Source organism: Sodaliphilus sp. (assembly GCF_045598405.1).
In the GTDB taxonomy this organism is placed as follows: Bacteria; Bacteroidota; Bacteroidia; order Bacteroidales; family Muribaculaceae; genus Sodaliphilus; species Sodaliphilus limicaballi.
This window is the reverse complement of record NZ_JAZLLZ010000085.1, coordinates 1-17,660: the sequence shown is the minus strand read 5'-3', so window position 1 is coordinate 17,660 and position 17,660 is coordinate 1. Positions and strand designations below refer to the sequence as shown.

Here is a 17,660-nt window from a genome sequence, read left to right as displayed (position 1 = left end):
CAAGGAGGTGCAAGACGGTTTCGTCAAATTCCTTATACCATACTACATCCAAAAGAACGAACCGAACTCAACATTTGACTATCGGAACTATATAAATGACTTGAGGCAAGGTAACGTTGACCAGTTTGTGCTGCGCATGAGGGCTCTGTTTGCCGATACCCCTTACGAGCTTATCAAAGATTTAGAAAATCACTACCAAAACCAGGTGTGGCTGTTGCACAAACTCTTAGGCATGTATGTCCAGGCTGAATATCGCACTAGTTATGGTCGCATCGACATGGTGCTGCAAACTCCAAAATTCTGCTACGTCATCGAATTCAAATTTGACGGCTCGGCACAAGATGCCATTGACCAAATCAAGAGCAAGGACTATACCCTACCCTTTGAACTCACGGGCCAACAAATCTTCCGCATCGGCTTAAACATCTCACGCGAAACACGCAATATCGAAGATTGCATCATAGAAAAGCAAGCATAACTCACAGTAATTTGCGGGCGATGATTGCCGAGCCTCGTTTGCCGTTGACGATGCGAGCAAAGAGTGTGCGCACGATGGGAGCAACTATCACACGCCATTTGAGGCTATTGCTGTAACTGTCGCAAAGACGACTATATGCTCCCTTGCACAATTCCTGTGACTGCTCTTGCAAACCCTCTCGCTGATATTGAGCAGCAAGGGTGACGCGCTTGAACTCAAGCAATCGTTTCAAGCGAGTAGCCTCGGGATGAGAGGAAGCTGACAGTTCCTCCTCAACCACATCCATAACATGCTCCCATTGGCCAGCCTTGGCACTAAAACTGTTGCCGGTGATGCTAGCTTCGCCGCTGTGGTTGACAAAAACTCGCTCATTACCCATGTAGGCCATGCGAGGTTCAGCCAGCAGCAGCCTCACTCCCAGCTCCCAGTCGTTCCACACTGGCAGTTCGGGGTTCCACTCGCCACATTTTTCGAAGAAAGCCTTGCGCACTGCATATCGCTGTGTGGCAAGCTGGCTGTGAAGCATTTGCACCGCCATGATGTCGCTCATGTGGAACGGCAGTGCGCGAGTAGTCCCGTCGGGGAATCGCAAGGTTGCCCCTGTCGAGACAATATCAACATCTCCCCCAGCCTGCTCTATGGCGGCAAGATAGTCGGCCACCAGCGCGGGATGCATCTCGTCGTCGCTGTCGAAGAACACAAGCCATTCGCCCGTCGCCTCCTTCGCTCCCCTGTTGCGGGCCGCGCCGGCTGTGTGATGCGACTCGGTAACAACCTTCACCTGAAAATCATCAGTGTTATTATCCTGTGCAAACCCTTGCAGCACCGCCAGCGAGTCGTCGCTGGAATCGTTATCCACAAGCACGACCTGCAACGGCCGGTGACTCTGCGCGAGTACCGAGCCAAGGGTGCGCTCCACGATGTGGGCGCGGTTGTACACGGGTATTATTATCGAGATAGTTTGCATAAATTCGTGTAAAAGTACTACATTTTTTGCGAGTGTGCAAAAAATGGACTAATTTTGCAACATTATGAAGGTATTATTTGTGGGCGACGCAAGCAATATGCACAACTGCCTGGCCGATTCGGTCAGGCGCTTGGGGCACGAAGCGGTGGTGGCATCCAACGGATCGACGTGGATGGACACCCGCCGCGACATCAACTTGCTGCGACGTCCCGGCACGCTGGGAGCAGTGCGCTATGTGCTCGACATCATGCGCGCCCTGCCCTCGATGCGGGGGTTTGACGTGGTGCAGCTGGCAGGGCAGATTTTCCTTGACCTCAAGCCAGCCAAGGTGCGCTGGGTGCTCGACTACCTCAAGCGTCACAACGGCCATGTGGTGCTCTCGGCGCTGGCAACCGACCGCGTCTATTACGACGCCTGCCACGACGGCCACACCTTCCGCTACAGCGACTACCGCCTGGGCGACCAGCCCTCGCCCTACGTCAACTCGCCCGAATACCAGGCGCAGCAGCAGGACAACTGGGGCAAGCCCTTCATGAAGCAATACAGCGACTATGTGATCGACCACATCGATGGCGTCGTGGCATGCCTGTGGGAATACTATGCTGCCTATCGTCCCGTGCTGGGCGACCGCGTGATACACGCAGGCATACCCATCAACACCAGCGAAATAGCCATGCGCGAACTGGCCGAGCCGCCTCGCAAGGTGAAGTTCTTCATAGGCATACAGCCCGACCGCACCGTGATCAAGGGCACCGACCGCATGCACGAAGCACTGAAAAAAGTGTGTGCCCAGCGTCCCGACGAATGTGAAATGGCCGTTGCCACACGCGTCCCTTACAGCGAGTACATCGGCATGATGCGTTCGAGCCACGTGCTGCTCGACCAACTATACAGCTACACCCCTGCCACCAACGCGTTGCTTGCAATGGCGCAAGGGCTAGTGGCGGTGAGCGGAGCCGAGCCCGAGTATTACGAGCTGATAGGCGAAACCGAGAACCAGCCCGTTATCAACGTCAACCCTCTCGTTGACGGCGACATCGAGGCCAAGCTCAACTGGATAATAGACAACAAGCACCTGTTGCCGCTGATGAGCCGCAGCAGCCGCGAGTTTGTGGAGAAGCACAACGCTGCAGCTGTCGTGGCACAACGCTACCTCGACTTCTGGCAGCAGATAATAGCATCAAAAGTGCCATCAAAGGGACTGTCCCTTTGATGGCACTTTTAAGACAACTAACTGTAATACATGACACTGCAACTGCTCATATCGACACTTGACAACGGCATTGAGAGGATTCCATCGATGTTGCTGGAGCCGCGCGACGGCATCAGCTACCTGGTGTCGTGGCAGCACAGCGACGGCTCGGCCATGGAGTCTGTGCCCCAGGCGTTGCTTCGCGATGACGTGACAGTGCTACACCTGCAGGGGCGCGGGTTGAGCCGCAACCGCAACAACTGCATCAAGCACGCTACTGCCGACGTGTGCATGATTGCCGACGACGACTGCACCTACACCCACGAAGATCTCACTGCCGTGGCACTCATCTTCGCCACACACCGCCAGCTCGACATCGCCACATTCAAGGCCCACGGCACACACACCGCCTATCCCGAGAAAAATTTCAACCTGGCGCAGCCTGCCAAGAACTACCATGTCACCTCGTTTGAGATAGCATTCAGGCGCAGCAGCGTGCAGGGCAAGCTAGCGTTCAACGAGTTGTTCGGCCTGGGGGCACCTGTGCTGCATTGCGGTGAGGAAGAAGTGTTTATCCACGATGCCATCGCAGCAGGACTGAAATGCGAATACTACCCTGCCTACGCCGTCACGCACAACGGGCTCACCACATCATCAACGCGCGTGGGCGAGGCGGGCACACTCAAAGCCCGCGGCGCATTCCTTTACATCGACTATCCCTGGACGATGATTCCGCGCGTGTTTCTCATCTCCTATCGCCTGCACCGCGACCACGGCGTGCCACTGTTACATGCCATCAGCAACATGACAGCCGGCATCCTCTACATCAGGAAACACCTGTGACCCAGTCGCAGCCACAGATTAAGCAGAAATAAGGGATTTTTTTCACTTTATTATATCCTCCCCGAGTTCCCCGAGAGAAAAAACTAGTAACTCTGTAGGGGAAGTCGGTCGGGAAGTTTCGTTTTTCGTCTTTCGTAAAAAAATCACTATCTTTGCAGTTTATTTCAGGTGGGAACATTAACCCATCGTTACCGACAACAAACAAACAATAATAATATGAAAAAGATTGTATTAATCATGCTGGCGGTGCTGTGCTTGAACGGTGCGGCCAGTGCAGCAAGCAAGAAAAACGTGAAACAAACCAATCCTTTCCTCACGGCCTACACCACCAAGTATGGTATTCCGCCGTTTGACAAGATTAAGTATGAGCACTACATGCCCGCCCTCAAGGCCGGCATCGAGCAGCAGAACAAGGAGATTGCCGACATCGTGGCATGCAAGGAACAGCCCAACTTTGAGAACACAGTCCTCGCGCTCGACAACAGCGGTGAGACCCTGAACAAGGTTTCTTATGTGTTCATGGCTCTCGTTGAGAGTGACAACACCCCCGAGATGCACGCTATCGCCGAGGAATTCATGCCCTTGATGACTGCACAAAACGATGACGTTTACATGAACGAAGGCCTCTTTGCACGCATCAAGCAGGTATATGACAACGCCGATGCCCTGGGACTCACACCTGTGCAGAAACGCCTCACCGAGAAGTACTACAAGCGCATGGTGCGCAACGGTGCACTCCTCGGCACAGAACAGAAGAACGAACTCAAAGAAATCAACAAGAAACAGTCGGAGATATCGCTCAAATTCACTAACAACGTGATGAAGGAAATCGCCGAGAGCATCATCTGGGTTGACAACGAGTCCCGCCTGAACGGACTTGCAAAGAATACCGTCGAGGACGCAAAACGTCTGGCCACCGAGAAGGGTCAGCCCGCCAAGTGGGCGTTCACCGCAAGTGCTTCTACTCGTCTCGACGTGCTGGGTAGCGCCGACGACCGCGACCTGCGCCGCGAGATGTATGAGACCTACACTAACACCGCAAGCCGCGACAACGAGCGCAACAACTCAAGCAACATCAACCAACTCATCAAGCTGCGCCAGCGCAAGGCACAGCTGCTGGGATTTGAGTCGTTTGCCGACTATGCAGTTGACCCCGTGATGGCTCACACCGTTGAGGCAGCCGAGGACCTGCTCATGCAGCTCTTCGTACCCGCTATCGCCAAGGTGAAGGAAGAAGTCAAAGACATGCAGGCCTATGCCGACGCTCACGGCGGCAACTTCAAGATTGCACCCTATGACTACTACTATTACGCAGCCAAGGTGAAGGAACAGAAGTTCAACTTCAACGAGGAAGAGGTTCGTCCTTATTTCGAAGTTAACAGCGTGCTCAAGAACGGTGTCTTCTGGGCTGCAAACAAACTCTACGGCATCACTTTCACCGAGCTCAAAGATGCCCCCAAGTACAATCCCGAGGTAACCGTCTATGACGTCAAGGACGCGCAGGGCAAGCACCTGGCAGTGTTCATGACCGACTACTTCCCCCGTCCCACCAAGGCCCAAGGCGCATGGATGAGCGAGATGGCGTCAGAGTATAACTACAATGGTCATAGCGAGCGCCCCATCATCTACAACGTGGGAAGTTTCACACCTCCCACAGCCGAGACCCCCTCACTGCTTACTATCGACCAGGTTGAGACCATGTTCCATGAGTTTGGCCATGCACTGCACGGCATGCTCACACAAGCTCCTTTCCGCGGTCTTTCAGGCACCAACGTGGACCGTGACCTAGTGGAGTTGCCCTCACAGATCAACGAGCATTGGGCTTGGGTACCCGAGGTGATGAAAAACTATGCCCGCCACTACAAGACCGGCGAGGTGATTCCCCAGGAACTCGTAGATAAGATCCAGGAGTCATCTAAATTCAACCAGGGTTTCATGACCACCGAGCTCGTGGGCGCAGCATTGCTCGACATCGAGTGGCACAAGCTCAACTGGTGCGGCGACATCGACGTGAAGAAGTTTGAGCGTTCTGTGGCTCGCCGCCTGCACATGCCCGAGGAGGTACAGTTCCGCTATCGCAGCCCCTACTTCAAGCACATCTTCGACAACGACCAGTATAGCTGCGGCTATTACACTTACCTGTGGGCACAGGTGCTTGAGGCCGACGGCTGGGAGCGCTTCAAGACCGAAGGCGCATTCAGCCAGCAGGCTGCCGACGACTACCGTCACTTCATCCTTGAGGCTGGCGACACCGATGACCCCATGGTGCTCTACAAGAAGTTCCGTGGCCACGAGCCCAACGCCGACGCACTGCTCCGCAACCGCGGTCTGAAGTAAAACAACAATCGAGAAACATCAAGTATATCTCCGGTTAACATAAAGAGTGTGTCACTTCAATGTGATACACTCTTTGTTTTTTACAAGAAAAACATAATTGTATTGCAAATGTGATACAATTATATTACTTTTGCAGTCTAAACAATATCAAAAATATGACAACACGAAAACAAGTATCTTTCAGGTTACGTGAGGACTTACTCGAGAAACTTAAAGTTCTTGCAAAAACAGAGAATAGGGCACTGAACAACTATGTCGAGAGTGTTTTACTCAAAGCATGTAGTAGCGAAGAGCCAAATGAGGTGACAGCAGCAGCGCTCAAGGCTGCCGAAGAACGAACAGAATACAAGCCAACTGAACTGTATGATACGGCTGAAGAAATGCTAAGTAAATTAGGCGTGAAATGAAAAAGATTTTTCCTTCAACACAATTCAAGAAAGATCTAAAGAAATATCAAAACGACCCAGTTAAATCAAGGCTTTATCAAAGGTTATCAACATGTTATCCCATGAAGAGGAATTACCCGCGACATATCGGCCACATAAACTTATAGGTGATTATAAGAACTGCATGGAGTGCCATATTAAAGGAGATTTCCTGTTAATATGGTTCAATGGTGATGTGATAGAACTAGTGAGACTTGGGTCTCACTCTGAGTTATTTAAATAACTGATACTATCAGAAAGCGGAACTACCAGGCATGGCAGCCCCAAAGATGGTTGTATGCGAAATTAGTCACCCTCATCGACAAGTGCTTTGAGTTCACGCAGCTCGCTATATGCCTGTTTGAGGATATCGTTGTCGATGTCAATCATTCGTTCCACGGGGCGTCCGGGATCGGCAAGGGTGTGGGCAAACAGCCAGTCGTAGGTGTCCTTGAGATAGAAAGCACGCGCCAGGGCTCCGTGTGATGCACCAGGGAGCCAGTCAAACCTTAATTGCTTGGTCTTGCCAGCACTTTGCAGATAAGAAACCACTTTCTTTGACTCGTTGATGCCCACGGCACGGTCGGCTGTGCCATGGATAATCCAGAACGGGAGTTCACCCAGACCGCTCATGTCTTTAAGGTAACATCCGCCGCACAATGCCATGGCAGCGGCAATCTTGTCGGGGTAAGTACCTGCAAAATCCATCGTGCCATATCCGCCCAAGCTCATGCCCAGGGCATAAATTCGGGTCTTATCCACATTGTAATGCTGCTCGGTCCACTCGATAATGGCCATCAGCTTGGCAGGGTTCCATGCCTCGCCTGGATTTTGGGGAGCAAGCACAATAGCGGGGAGGGCAAGCCCCTTATTGATAGCATCGAGGGTGCCATAACGCAGCACTCGATTAAGGTCGTGCCCGCATAGCGAACGGCCATGAAGGAACAGAATCACCGGTGTGGGCTGATTGGTGTCGTAGTTGTCGGGGGTATAAATCCAGAAGTGGTAACCGCCGCCCGAAATGCTGCCGTGCGACTGCATGTTGCCTGCCGCCCAACTGCTAACGCAGAGGACTATAAGAAGGAAAAAAATGTATATTCGTTTCATCAAATTGGATATTTCAGTTATTATCACGTCGCAAATTTAGGCATTTACGCTTATACCTACCCCAAAATGAGATACAAAAAACGTTAACGGGCTCAACTTTGCATCACACGTTGACGCGTGTTTTTCTAAACTATAATGTAGAAACTTTGTGTAGTTGCAAGATTTTTTGTAATTTCGCAACCGAAAAATTTTCAAGAAAACTCTAAACAAATGAAAAGATATTTATATTTAGCATTAATTGCAGTGGCCATGCTGTGCTCGTGCACAGGCAACCAGTTCAAGGTTGAAGGCAAGGTTGAAGGCGCAACCGATAGCGTGAAACTCATTCTTGAGGAATCAAGCAATGGCATGTGGATAGGTCTTGACACAATCACCGTGGATAGCGACGGCGAGTTCAGCGTGAGCGCTGAAGCTCCTGCCTACCCCAACATTTACCGCCTGCGCATGGGCGAGAAGGCCGTTTACTTCCCCATCGACAGCCTTGACCACCTCACCATCAACACTAAATTCAATGCCTTTGACACCGACTTCACTTTGAGCGGAAGCGACCATGCCGAGCAGATCATGAAAATCGACAAGGAAGCACAAGGTCTCTCGAGCAATGCATCGCCTGCCCAAATCAAGGCTTTCAAGGACAAGTTGGCCAAGGAAATCATCGTTGACCCCGCAGGCATCGTTGCCTATTATGTTATCAACAAAAACATTAACGGCCGCCCGTTGTTTGACCCGCTCGATGATTCCGACCTGCGCATCATCGGCGCCGTGGCAAACTCTTTCAACTCATTCCGTCCCAACGACCCGCGCACCGAGTATCTTGTGAACGTGCTTCTGGCAGGACAACAGCGTCGCCGTGCAGCATCGGCTCCATCCGACACTATCCAGGCAACCGAGGCCGCTCTCATCGACATCGAGCTGAACGACTACACCGGCAAGAACTACAAACTTTCAGAGGTGACCAAGCAACATAGCGTGGTGCTGCTCAACTTCACCATCTATGACGCCGACTTCTCTCCTGTTTACAACAAACTGCTCAACGATATCTACACCGCCAACAAGAGCAGAGGCCTGGAAATCTACCAGGTGAGCCTTGACCCCGACAACGTGACTTGGCACGAAGCTGCACGTAGCCTGCCCTGGATCACCGTGTATGAGCCAAAGGGAGAGTATGCTACATGCGTGGGTGCCTACGCTGTGGCCGGTGTCCCCACCACATTCATCATCAAGAACGGCGAAATCGTGCAGAGAGTAGAAGACGGCAACAACCTCAAAGCAACAGTCCAGAAATACCTCTGATAAATAACGACACATCTCTACATCAAGCACAAGCAACGGCATGTGCTTGATGTTTTTTTTCTCGTTACTATCGTGAATGACGAGAATGACGTTAGTAACGAGAATAACGCAAGAATAACGCAAATCACTTGAAAGTAAAAAAAATGACAATATTTTTCATGGTTTGCGATTTTATTTTTATCTTTGTAAATTAAAAGGAAATTCATGTCAATTCAAGGTACAAATAAAACCATAGTAATCATAGGCGGTGGCCCGGCGGGGCTCACGGCAGCTTATCGCTTGCTCGCCCATGACGGCTACAAGGTGATTGTGCTTGAGGAATGCGACCAAGTGGGCGGCATCGCTAAAACGCTTAACTACAAAGGCAACCTGATGGACCTGGGAGGACACCGATTCTTCACAAAAGTGAAAGAGGTGCAAGACTTCTGGGACAATATCATGCCCTTGCAAGGCACGCCGTCGGTCGATGACATGATGCTCGGCATCGACAAGCCACTCAACCCCGGAGGCCCCAATGCCGACGACGATTACCGAGTGATGCTGCTGCGCACGCGCGTGTCGCGCATCCTTTACTCGCGTTTCTTCTTTGACTACCCAGTGTCATTGAGCGCCAAGACCTTGCGCGGCATGGGACTGGCCAACACCTTCAAAGTGGGTGTGGGATATGTCAAGGCTATGCTGTTTCCTCGCAAGGAAAACTCTCTCGAAGATTTTTACATCAACCGCTTCGGCAAACCGCTATACAGCATGTTCTTCGAGAACTACACCGAGAAAGTGTGGGGACTGCACCCATCACAGCTAGGAGCCGACTGGGGCAGCCAGCGTGTCAAGGGACTGTCGATCGTAGCCATCATCAAGGACATGTTGCAGAAGACGCTGCACATCAACCAGCGCAAGGTGGAGACATCGCTCATCGAGCAATTCATATATCCCAAACTGGGACCTGGCCAGCTGTGGGAATGTGTGGCACAAGACATTGAGACGATGGGCGGAACCGTGAGCCTTAACACCAAGGTTGTGGGCATCAACCTCACGACCGATAAGAAGGTGGACAGCGTAGAGGTGATCAACGCCCATGGCGAGCGAGAGACAATAGCATGCGACAGCGTGTTCTCATCGATGCCCCTCAAGGATCTCGTGGCAGCGATGCACGGCGCCGAGGTTCCCGCTCCCGTGGCCGAGGTTGCTTCCGGACTCCCCTATCGCGACTTCATCACCGCAGGCTTGCTCGTGAAGAAGCTCAACTTCGTCAACAAGACCAAGATAAAGACCGTTGACAACCGCATCCCCGACACCTGGATCTACATCCAGGAACCCGACGTCAAGGTGGGACGAATGCAGATTTTCAACAACTGGTCGCCTTATCTCATCAAGGACTACAAGGGCACGATGTGGATAGGAATGGAATACTTCTGCAACGAGGGCGACGACCTGTGGAACATGAGCGAGGACGCCTTCAAGCAACTTGCTGCAAGCGAGCTTGCCAAGATAGGCGCTATCGACAACGTGGACGAGATTATCGACTCCACCGTGCACAAGGTAAAGAAAGCCTACCCGGCCTACTTCGGCACTTACAAGCAGCTCGACGTGCTGCGCGACTATCTCGACACCATCCCCAACCTGTACTGCATAGGCCGCAACGGTCAGCACCGCTACAACAACATGGACCACTCAATGCTCACAGCCATGCGCGCCGTGGATGCAGTGCTGGACAACAAGGCCTCACGCGACGAGATATGGAACGTGAACACCGAGCAGGAATACCACGAGACAAAATCCAACTAAACACGCCTTTACACCGCCAGGCAGCGAGTGTACGGGCGTTATTCTTAATCAGAAAAAAGCAAAGCAGAAATGTATAAACTAGCAAACAAACTGTGGCAAGTGATGAATACGGCAAGCGACAACAAGCGGTTGCGAGTGCTGCAAGCAGGCAGTGTGCTGGTGATGCTGTTTCTTCTTGTGCTAGGCGGGTTCCACATCAGCACCGTGCCCGTCGATAGCGACACCTACATCCACGCCGGAGAACGCTTCTTCGCTGGCGACATCGACCAAGCGCGCACACCCGTTTACCCTGTGATATGCCACTTGGCTTTGTATCTAGGCAATGCCGGAATGTATCTGATAGCGTTGCTGCAAGCAGTGGTGTTTGTCGTGTCAGTCAAGTGGTTATATAAGACCGCACAGATGATATTCAGTGAGCACAATGTTGTTGCCTTTATCGTCGTTGCTCTCTACGCATGGAACATTGCAGTGGTACACTATGTGCTCATGATCATGACCGAGTCGCTGTCGCTGTCGTGCGTGGTGCTGCTGTTCATGCTCATAGTCAAAGGCATCAAGGAGAAATTCACGGTGAAGGATGCCCTGGTCATGACATCATTATATGTGGTAATGCTGTTCCTCAGGCCGTTCTTCATCTGTTTTGCGCCGCTACTGGTGTTATATTTCATCTTTGCCCGCAAGAACTTCGGCCGCGGCGCCATTGTCTCGTTCTGGGCGGGACTTGCTATCGTGGCAGCATGCTATGTGGGCTATTGCGCTGCGTTTAATGCCCGCTATGGCGTGTTCACCACCTCGAGCGTGCCCGACATCAACCTCAATGCCCAGCTCTATGAGGCAGGACTCTTGGAGTCACCCATCTGGGAAGCCGACACTGTGGTCATGGTGCGCGACCATGCCCTTAACCGCGAAGTGCTCATGGCCAACCGCAAGGCGTGGTTCGTGCACATGTGCGACGAGTCACTCATGTCGGCACGGCAGCTCTACCCCAAGATTGTGCTATCGCATGGAGGCAAGATGTGCCAGCCGTTGTCGTTGCAGATTTCGGCAGGAATGCTCTATCTCATCACACTGGTTTTTGCTATTGTCACATTTGTGAGGTGGCACAGGTTCAAGGCCGATGTGCGCATCGAGACTCTGATGCTGCTCACCATCATTGTGACCGTCGTGACATCGGTGTGGGGGGCATTTGGCATCTACACCCGACTCATGCTGCCTTGCTACACGGCTTTGTGCATCGTAATGGGCTATTTCTTTGCTCGGTTTAATAGAATTTGAAGGTGGCAGTGTGTGGGTAATGATCGCTTGACGTGTAGGTTTGCGGCACATCACTATACACCCGGGCATCCACCGCACGTAGGTTGCCTCTATAAAGGATGTGGTCTATCTTGAAGTAGAAACGATGGGCATTGTAGGTATGGGCATATCCCAATCCGCATTCAGTCCAAGCGTCCTTCATGTCGTCACCCGCCAAGGTGCGGTAACAGAAGCTGCCAGGCACGTCGTTAAAGTCGCCGCACACTATCACCGTCTCGGGACTGCGGTCTATGGCATTGCGCAAGTTGACAGCATCATCGGCGCGCATAGAGAATGCCCGGTCAAGTTTGGCGCCAAAGCTCATGCCATACAGACGGCTCCCCTGCATCACGTCACAGTCGCCGTCAGTATCAGTCCCGGTAATCCTCTTGTCGGCATTGCTCAATCCATAGGTTTGTAAATGAGCACTGAACAGGCGCACCTTGTGCCCGTTAATCACCACATCAAACGCCAGTGCCGGGTAATGGTCAAGATCTTTGTGATAGATGACCGTGTCATATCCTTTTTTTGCCGGCACCACGGTGTCAATGACAAAGGGATACTTCGACATGATGGCCACTTCATCCTTGTGCGAGTAAGAGCGATAAGGGAACTTGGCATTCAGCTCCTCAAAATAGTTTTTGGGACTGCGTATCGTGTCATAGTGAATCGCGTAGTCGGTATGCGGCATTTCCTGCATGAGCACTACGTCGGCATTGATGTCAAGTATTGTGCGTATCACGTGGCAGGAATCCTCGGTAAACAAATGCGGGAAACCAGCAACATTATAAGTCATCACAGTGAACGTGCTGTCGTTTTCGCACAAATCACTGCCCAAGTTGACAGGACACACCCGGCCTAAACTAGGCAATGACAGCAACAAGGCAAGTCCCAACACAGTTGTCTGCCACCAACGACGCATCAAGGCCACAACGCCTGCCCACGCCACGGCGGCAATACCCACTAGTGGCAGCAGCAACACCATCACACCAGGAACGTAACCGCACGACCGAGGGTCAAGCAATCCGCCGTAGGCCGACATCAACAAACCAGCCACAACAAGAACTGTGACAGCGACCGTCAATATTCTCCACACTTTTAGTCGTTGTCTTTCCATTCAAACGTAGTTATAATGGGATAATGGTCGCTCTCACCTGCTTTGTCGCAGCGGGAAGCCACTGCCTTGAAACCTCCGCGATAGAACATGTGGTCTATCCTGTAATAAAAGCCGTTGCTGTTATATGTGTTGACCGGCCACGTTGCACAATCGATATAGGCATCGTTCATGTCGCCACGCACCGTGCGGTAGCTGTAACTGCCGGGGACATCGTTGAAGTCGCCGCACACGATCAGGTTCTCGGGCGACTTTTCCACAACAGTCCTCACGGTGTGGGCCTCACCGGCACGACGCGTAAACGCACCACTCAATTTGTCTATGAGAGAATGTTTCACCTTGCGGGCCTGGTTCTTGCTATGCACGCCTTCCTGACCTGTAACCACTTTTTTGAACAACAGCTTGTCGTCGCTGGTTAGACCTATCGACTGCATGTGAAGACCAATGATGCGCAGGTCATGGCCATTAATATTCAAATCAAATATCTTGCCATAAGTGTGCGGCACGTCAAACGTCAAGCGGTTGCGCATTGTGGTTTCAGGAACCACCGAGAACGGGAACTTCGACAGCAAGCACACGTCGGCGCGCGGGTTTGAGCGGTAAGGATAAGCCTTCACCAACTTTTCCCTTAGTCTTTTTACAAGAGGGGATTTGGTAAAATCATTACCATCAAGCGATGTCTCCTGCAACACCACCACATCGGCATCCACGTCAAGTATATGCTGCAAGGTAGTCTCCTTTGCATTATTCGTCATGTGCTCAAATCCAATCACGTTCCATGTCATCACAGTGAACGCACGCGTCTCATCGGTGGGTGCGCTGCTCCAACTCATGGGCATGTTCCACCTCACAGCCGGCAACGACAGCAAGAGGGCACCTCCCAGCACAAAGGAAGCGACCCTGTTGCGCAGCAGCAGGCACACTGCCAGGCACACAACATTGAGAACAGCAACTGCGGGAAACGCCAGCACTGCCAGCGACGGCAATGTCCATGACCTGGGGTCTATGCATCCGCCGTAGGCCGAAAACACTAACACGAATGCCACGACTGCCGCAAGTGCGGTCACGGTCACATTTACCCCTTTCTTATATTTCTTTATCATCTAGTTTACTTTTCGTTACTATACCCCAATGTGTTTTGCGGACTACCCGCGCAGATTTCACAGATAACACAGATTTAATAATAACTGAAAGAGATATTTTTTTTCAGTTAAGGTAGGTTCTATTGTTAATACTTTTTGAGAGTGAGATCTGCGCGGGGACATTACCCAAAATACCATTAAATAGTTACTACTTTTTCCCTTTGCGAGAGAACGAGAACAGCAAGTCACGTTCCTCGTCGGTGAGAGCAGTGTAGCCCGAACGCTTGATTTTCTCGAGCACCCGGTCCAGGTCGCTCTCGGTAGCCTTGCCTGTTGCCGACTGCGATGTGTTACGAGCCGTGCCTTGTGCCGACTGACCACGATAAGCCCTGCCGCCCACAGGCCCGCCCACTCCGGGGTTCTTGCGGCGCGATGCCAGCGACACAATCTTGTCGATGCAGCGGTTAAGTGGTGCCGTGATGTCATGGCCACGGCGCATCATCATGGCATACAGAAATCCCACTAACGCACCACCCAGGTGAGCGATGTGTCCGCCCGACGAGAGTGCATCCATCTGGAGCAAGTCGATGAGAACCATCGCCAGCACTACCCACTTCAAAGCCACCGAACCCAGGAACAACAGCCCTATACGGTAATTAGGAGAATAGGTAGCCACTGCCACAACTATCGCATATACCGATGCCGACGCACCCAGCAAATAGCCTTCCATGCCTCTCAACCCCGGAAGGACACTGCTTGCAAGCACATAGACAACAGCACCGCCTATTGCACCATATATATATAACGCCATGAGCTGCTTGACGTTGAAATACTCCATGAAAATGCGACCCAGCCAGTATAGCCACAACATGTTGAATAGGATGTGCAACACCTCATAGTGCAGAAAAGAATAGGTAATCACTGTCCACGGGCGGTGCAATGCATCCATCCATGCACTAGGCACTTCAAGCCAGTGGAGCACACTGTCGATGTCGCAGTCAGCAAAAATCATCACAATTCCCACAAGACGCACCACGAGGAACACGCCCACATTCACATAGATGAGGCGCATGAGCATTGAACCCTCGTTGAACCGGCGTTTCAACTCATCCCACATTGCCATTGCCGTTCCTCCTGCCAGCATAACGCCAGTACATTAAAATAATGAAACCAAAGAGCATACCTCCCAGGTGGGCAAAATGGGCAACGCCACTCATCAATCCTGCCACGCCGAAGAACAATTCCAGCGCGCCATATCCTATCACCACCCACTTGGCCTTCAACGGGAACGGAATGGGAATGATATACATCTCAAGATTGGGGAACAGCATACCGAAAGCAAGCAATATGCCGAACACCGCACCGCTGGCACCCACGGTGACAAAACTGCTGCAAAATTCATTGACAAACTCATTGAGCTCGCCCGATGCAAGCGCATTCCTTATCACATCAAAAGACACATGGTTAGCATTCGCCATGCTGGTGACAAATTCATTCTGCCAGGTCAGTTCCCATGCGAGCTGCTGCACTAGCGCAGCACCCAGTCCGCAAGTGAGGTAATAAAACAAGAACTTCTTGCCTCCCAGCACCTGTTCAAGCAAGCGTCCGAACATGAACAGCGAGAACATGTTGAAGAACAAATGCGTGAAACCGCTCTGGTCGTGCATGAACATGTAAGTAATCATCTGGGCAGCATTGAATCCGTCGCCACGCCAGAAGTGAAGACCCAGATACTGCTCAAGGTCTATCAAGCCTATTCTAGTGAATACTATTGTTGCCAGCCACAACAGGCCATTGATGATAAGCAAATTTGCTGTAACAGGAGGAAACGTATTCCCCATTTTCCTATACTCCATATCGCATTTTGAATTTGACTGCAAATTTACTGAAAAACTCCTTATTTCACTGCATTTTACCCGCAATTAGTACTTTTTTTTCAAAATTTATCATTTTTTTTAATGATTTCTTTGTCAAAACTAGATATTTATATATATTTGCCGAAAATACTGAAATTCTAATTTTAATTTTTAAAATCTATTAATATGAACAAGACAGAATTAGTAAACGCAATTGCTGCTGAGGCAAAGTTGACAAAGGTTCAGGCAAAGGACGCTCTTGAGGCTGCTCTCAAGGCTGTTGAAGAGGCTCTCGTAAAGGGTGACAAGGTTGCCCTCATCGGTTTCGGTACATTCGCAGTTAACGAAAAACCCGCTCGCACTGGTCTTAACCCCGCTACAAAGGAGAAGATCGAGATCCCCGCTAAGAAGGTTGTTAAATTCAAAGCTGGTAAGGAACTCGCTGAGAAGGTAAAATAAGTGGTAAAACACCTATAATTTACAACAAGCCTTGACTCACACACAAGTGAGCAAGGCTTGCTTTTTTCATCAAGCAATATGAATCTCAAGCATACTCTGATACTCATCTTTGTGACTATCGCCTGCTCCACCGGCAGTGCTGGTACCATCGACGAAGTTTTCCGTCACGACGAAATCACCGTTGACCTGTGGCCCGACGGTTTCCCCAACTCTAACGGCATCGACTATAACGACCCAAGCATTGACCGCAGCCGTCACCTTAACCCTCAAATGCACGTGTACACAGTGAAAGACGAGCGTCCCACCAAGGCTGTGATACTATGCCCGGGAGGAGCCTACGGAGGTCTCGCGATAACACATGAGGGATACCTATGGAGGCCTTTCTTTGAGCGCGAGAAGGTTGCCACAATCGTTCTTGCCTACCGCCTGCCGTGCGACCATCATGACGTCCCTGCAAGCGACGTGTATCAAGCAATGCGACTTGTCAAGAAGCATGCTGCCGAGTGGAACATCGACCCCAACCAGATAGGAATCATGGGATTCAGCGCAGGCGGACACCTCGCATCGACAGTAGCAACACACGCTCCGGCCGACGTGAGGCCTGCTTTCCAAATCCTTTTTTATCCGGTAATATCAATGAAAGACGGCTTAACCCACTGGTGGTCAAGACGCAACTTGCTGGGCGAGAAACAACCACAAGAACTGCTCACACTCTACAGCAACGAGTTGCAAGTAAACAAGGACACTCCCCGCGCCTATATCATCCACGCCGACGACGATGGCGACGTTCCTGTGCTCAACTCGGTGCTCTACTACGAAGCCCTGCAACGCAACCGTGTCCCCTCGGTGCTCTACGTCGTACCCTCTGGCGGACACGGATTTGGCATCAAAGGCAACTTCAAGTACCACGAGCTCATGCTCAACACCTTATCCGACTGGCTCCACACCTTCTGAAACAGAGATAAAATCGAGAATTTAGATGCGGTTATCTTGTAATAACGATTCTTTTATTTGCTAATTTTGCTTACTTTTACTATTTTTGCAAATGATTTCAACACCCAACTGCATATTATAGCAACTTGGGAGAAAATCACGACATAATGGAAAGGCGTTCATACGGCGCTTTGTTCTGACTAGGCAAAGGCACCGATGCCGAAGAAATTGTTGGCGATGTTGCCGAGAGCGTACGCCGTTTATGCAATATAATGGCATGGATTTCGTTGATTCTTTCCCATCTTTACGGCATTGCCGTCGCCATTAACATGGATGAAGTCGCTGGATGGATATTTATATCCTTAATTCCGCAGCACTTTTGTTAACAATTTTTATAATATCCTGAGCAACAAAAAGTTGCCCAGGATTTTGTCATGTCGGTGATTTCACTTAATTTAGTGCTGCAAATAAAACCAAACGAACCACCAACACGACA

General features: G+C 51.1%; 17 protein-coding genes. 11 read left to right on the top strand and 6 right to left on the bottom strand.

Going from position 1 to position 17,660, the window contains the following annotated elements; genetic code table 11:
• A partial coding sequence (locus ACKI3C_RS06825; protein WP_407403372.1) for a PD-(D/E)XK nuclease domain-containing protein occupies nucleotides 1-478 on the top strand: 478 nt, incomplete at its 5' end.
• A gap of 1 nt (nucleotide 479) precedes the next feature.
• Here ACKI3C_RS06825 and ACKI3C_RS06820 read toward each other — a convergent pair.
• Nucleotides 480-1,445, bottom strand: coding sequence for a glycosyltransferase family 2 protein (locus tag ACKI3C_RS06820; protein WP_407403370.1), 966 nt, complete (start codon nucleotides 1,443-1,445; stop codon nucleotides 480-482).
• Nucleotides 1,446-1,509: 64 nt separating this feature from the next.
• Here ACKI3C_RS06820 and ACKI3C_RS06815 point away from each other — a divergent pair, with 64 nt between their 5' ends.
• The 5 genes from ACKI3C_RS06815 (at nucleotide 1,510) to ACKI3C_RS06795 (ending at nucleotide 6,486) form a co-directional block, all read left to right on the top strand.
• Nucleotides 1,510-2,658, top strand: coding sequence for a glycosyltransferase family 1 protein (locus tag ACKI3C_RS06815; RefSeq protein WP_407403368.1), 1,149 nt, complete (start codon nucleotides 1,510-1,512; stop codon nucleotides 2,656-2,658).
• 30 nt (nucleotides 2,659-2,688) lie between these two features.
• The gene (locus ACKI3C_RS06810; RefSeq protein WP_407403366.1) at nucleotides 2,689-3,480 is read left to right on the top strand and encodes a glycosyltransferase; all 792 of its coding nucleotides are present in this window, start codon (nucleotides 2,689-2,691) and stop codon (nucleotides 3,478-3,480) included.
• A 216-nt stretch (nucleotides 3,481-3,696) separates the two neighbouring features.
• Complete coding sequence (locus ACKI3C_RS06805; RefSeq protein WP_407403364.1) at nucleotides 3,697-5,817, top strand: M3 family metallopeptidase; 2,121 nt, start codon at nucleotides 3,697-3,699, stop codon at nucleotides 5,815-5,817.
• Between the two features lie 155 nt (nucleotides 5,818-5,972).
• Nucleotides 5,973-6,224 (top strand): hypothetical protein, encoded by a 252-nt coding sequence (locus tag ACKI3C_RS06800; protein ID WP_321625825.1) that lies wholly within the window; start codon nucleotides 5,973-5,975, stop codon nucleotides 6,222-6,224.
• Nucleotides 6,225-6,315: 91 nt separating this feature from the next.
• On the top strand, nucleotides 6,316-6,486 hold the full coding sequence (locus ACKI3C_RS06795) for a type II toxin-antitoxin system YafQ family toxin (RefSeq protein WP_407403361.1): 171 nt from the start codon (nucleotides 6,316-6,318) through the stop codon (nucleotides 6,484-6,486).
• A 62-nt stretch (nucleotides 6,487-6,548) separates the two neighbouring features.
• On the opposite strand, the gene ACKI3C_RS06790 is transcribed toward ACKI3C_RS06795, so the two are convergent.
• Nucleotides 6,549-7,349, bottom strand: coding sequence for a dienelactone hydrolase family protein (locus ACKI3C_RS06790; protein ID WP_407403359.1), 801 nt, complete (start codon nucleotides 7,347-7,349; stop codon nucleotides 6,549-6,551).
• 210 nt (nucleotides 7,350-7,559) lie between these two features.
• Here ACKI3C_RS06790 and ACKI3C_RS06785 point away from each other — a divergent pair, with 210 nt between their 5' ends.
• The 3 genes from ACKI3C_RS06785 (at nucleotide 7,560) to ACKI3C_RS06775 (ending at nucleotide 11,702) form a co-directional block, all read left to right on the top strand.
• Nucleotides 7,560-8,642 (top strand): redoxin domain-containing protein, encoded by a 1,083-nt coding sequence (locus ACKI3C_RS06785; RefSeq protein WP_407403357.1) that lies wholly within the window; start codon nucleotides 7,560-7,562, stop codon nucleotides 8,640-8,642.
• A 204-nt stretch (nucleotides 8,643-8,846) separates the two neighbouring features.
• Nucleotides 8,847-10,427 carry an NAD(P)/FAD-dependent oxidoreductase gene (locus tag ACKI3C_RS06780; RefSeq protein ID WP_407403354.1) on the top strand — a complete coding sequence of 527 codons (1,581 nt, stop codon included), beginning with the start codon at nucleotides 8,847-8,849 and terminating at the stop codon, nucleotides 10,425-10,427.
• Nucleotides 10,428-10,496: 69 nt separating this feature from the next.
• A complete protein-coding gene (locus ACKI3C_RS06775) occupies nucleotides 10,497-11,702 on the top strand; it encodes a hypothetical protein (RefSeq protein ID WP_407403352.1) in 1,206 nt (401 codons plus the stop codon).
• On the opposite strand, the gene ACKI3C_RS06770 is transcribed toward ACKI3C_RS06775, so the two are convergent.
• The 4 genes from ACKI3C_RS06770 to ACKI3C_RS06755 all read right to left on the bottom strand — a co-directional run bounded on the left by ACKI3C_RS06770 (nucleotide 11,689) and on the right by ACKI3C_RS06755 (nucleotide 15,757).
• A complete protein-coding gene (locus ACKI3C_RS06770) occupies nucleotides 11,689-12,837 on the bottom strand; it encodes an endonuclease/exonuclease/phosphatase family protein (RefSeq protein ID WP_407403350.1) in 1,149 nt (382 codons plus the stop codon). The genes ACKI3C_RS06775 and ACKI3C_RS06770 overlap by 14 nt on opposite strands.
• Nucleotides 12,819-13,937 (bottom strand): endonuclease/exonuclease/phosphatase family protein, encoded by a 1,119-nt coding sequence (locus ACKI3C_RS06765; protein WP_407403348.1) that lies wholly within the window; start codon nucleotides 13,935-13,937, stop codon nucleotides 12,819-12,821. The genes ACKI3C_RS06770 and ACKI3C_RS06765 overlap by 19 nt, the downstream gene beginning before the upstream one ends.
• A gap of 187 nt (nucleotides 13,938-14,124) precedes the next feature.
• Nucleotides 14,125-15,060, bottom strand: a complete 936-nt coding sequence (locus ACKI3C_RS06760; RefSeq protein WP_407403346.1) for a rhomboid family intramembrane serine protease — start codon at nucleotides 15,058-15,060, stop codon at nucleotides 14,125-14,127.
• Nucleotides 15,023-15,757 (bottom strand): rhomboid family intramembrane serine protease, encoded by a 735-nt coding sequence (locus ACKI3C_RS06755; RefSeq protein ID WP_407403344.1) that lies wholly within the window; start codon nucleotides 15,755-15,757, stop codon nucleotides 15,023-15,025. Before ACKI3C_RS06755 ends, ACKI3C_RS06760 begins: the two co-directional genes overlap by 38 nt.
• Nucleotides 15,758-15,958: 201 nt before the next feature.
• Here ACKI3C_RS06755 and ACKI3C_RS06750 point away from each other — a divergent pair, with 201 nt between their 5' ends.
• Nucleotides 15,959-16,231: an HU family DNA-binding protein gene (locus ACKI3C_RS06750; protein ID WP_407403342.1), complete on the top strand. Its 273-nt coding sequence runs from the start codon at nucleotides 15,959-15,961 to the stop codon at nucleotides 16,229-16,231.
• A 78-nt stretch (nucleotides 16,232-16,309) separates the two neighbouring features.
• Entirely contained in the window at nucleotides 16,310-17,185 is an 876-nt protein-coding gene (locus tag ACKI3C_RS06745) for an alpha/beta hydrolase (protein WP_407403340.1), read from the top strand.
• Nucleotides 17,186-17,660: the final 475 nt, after the last annotated feature.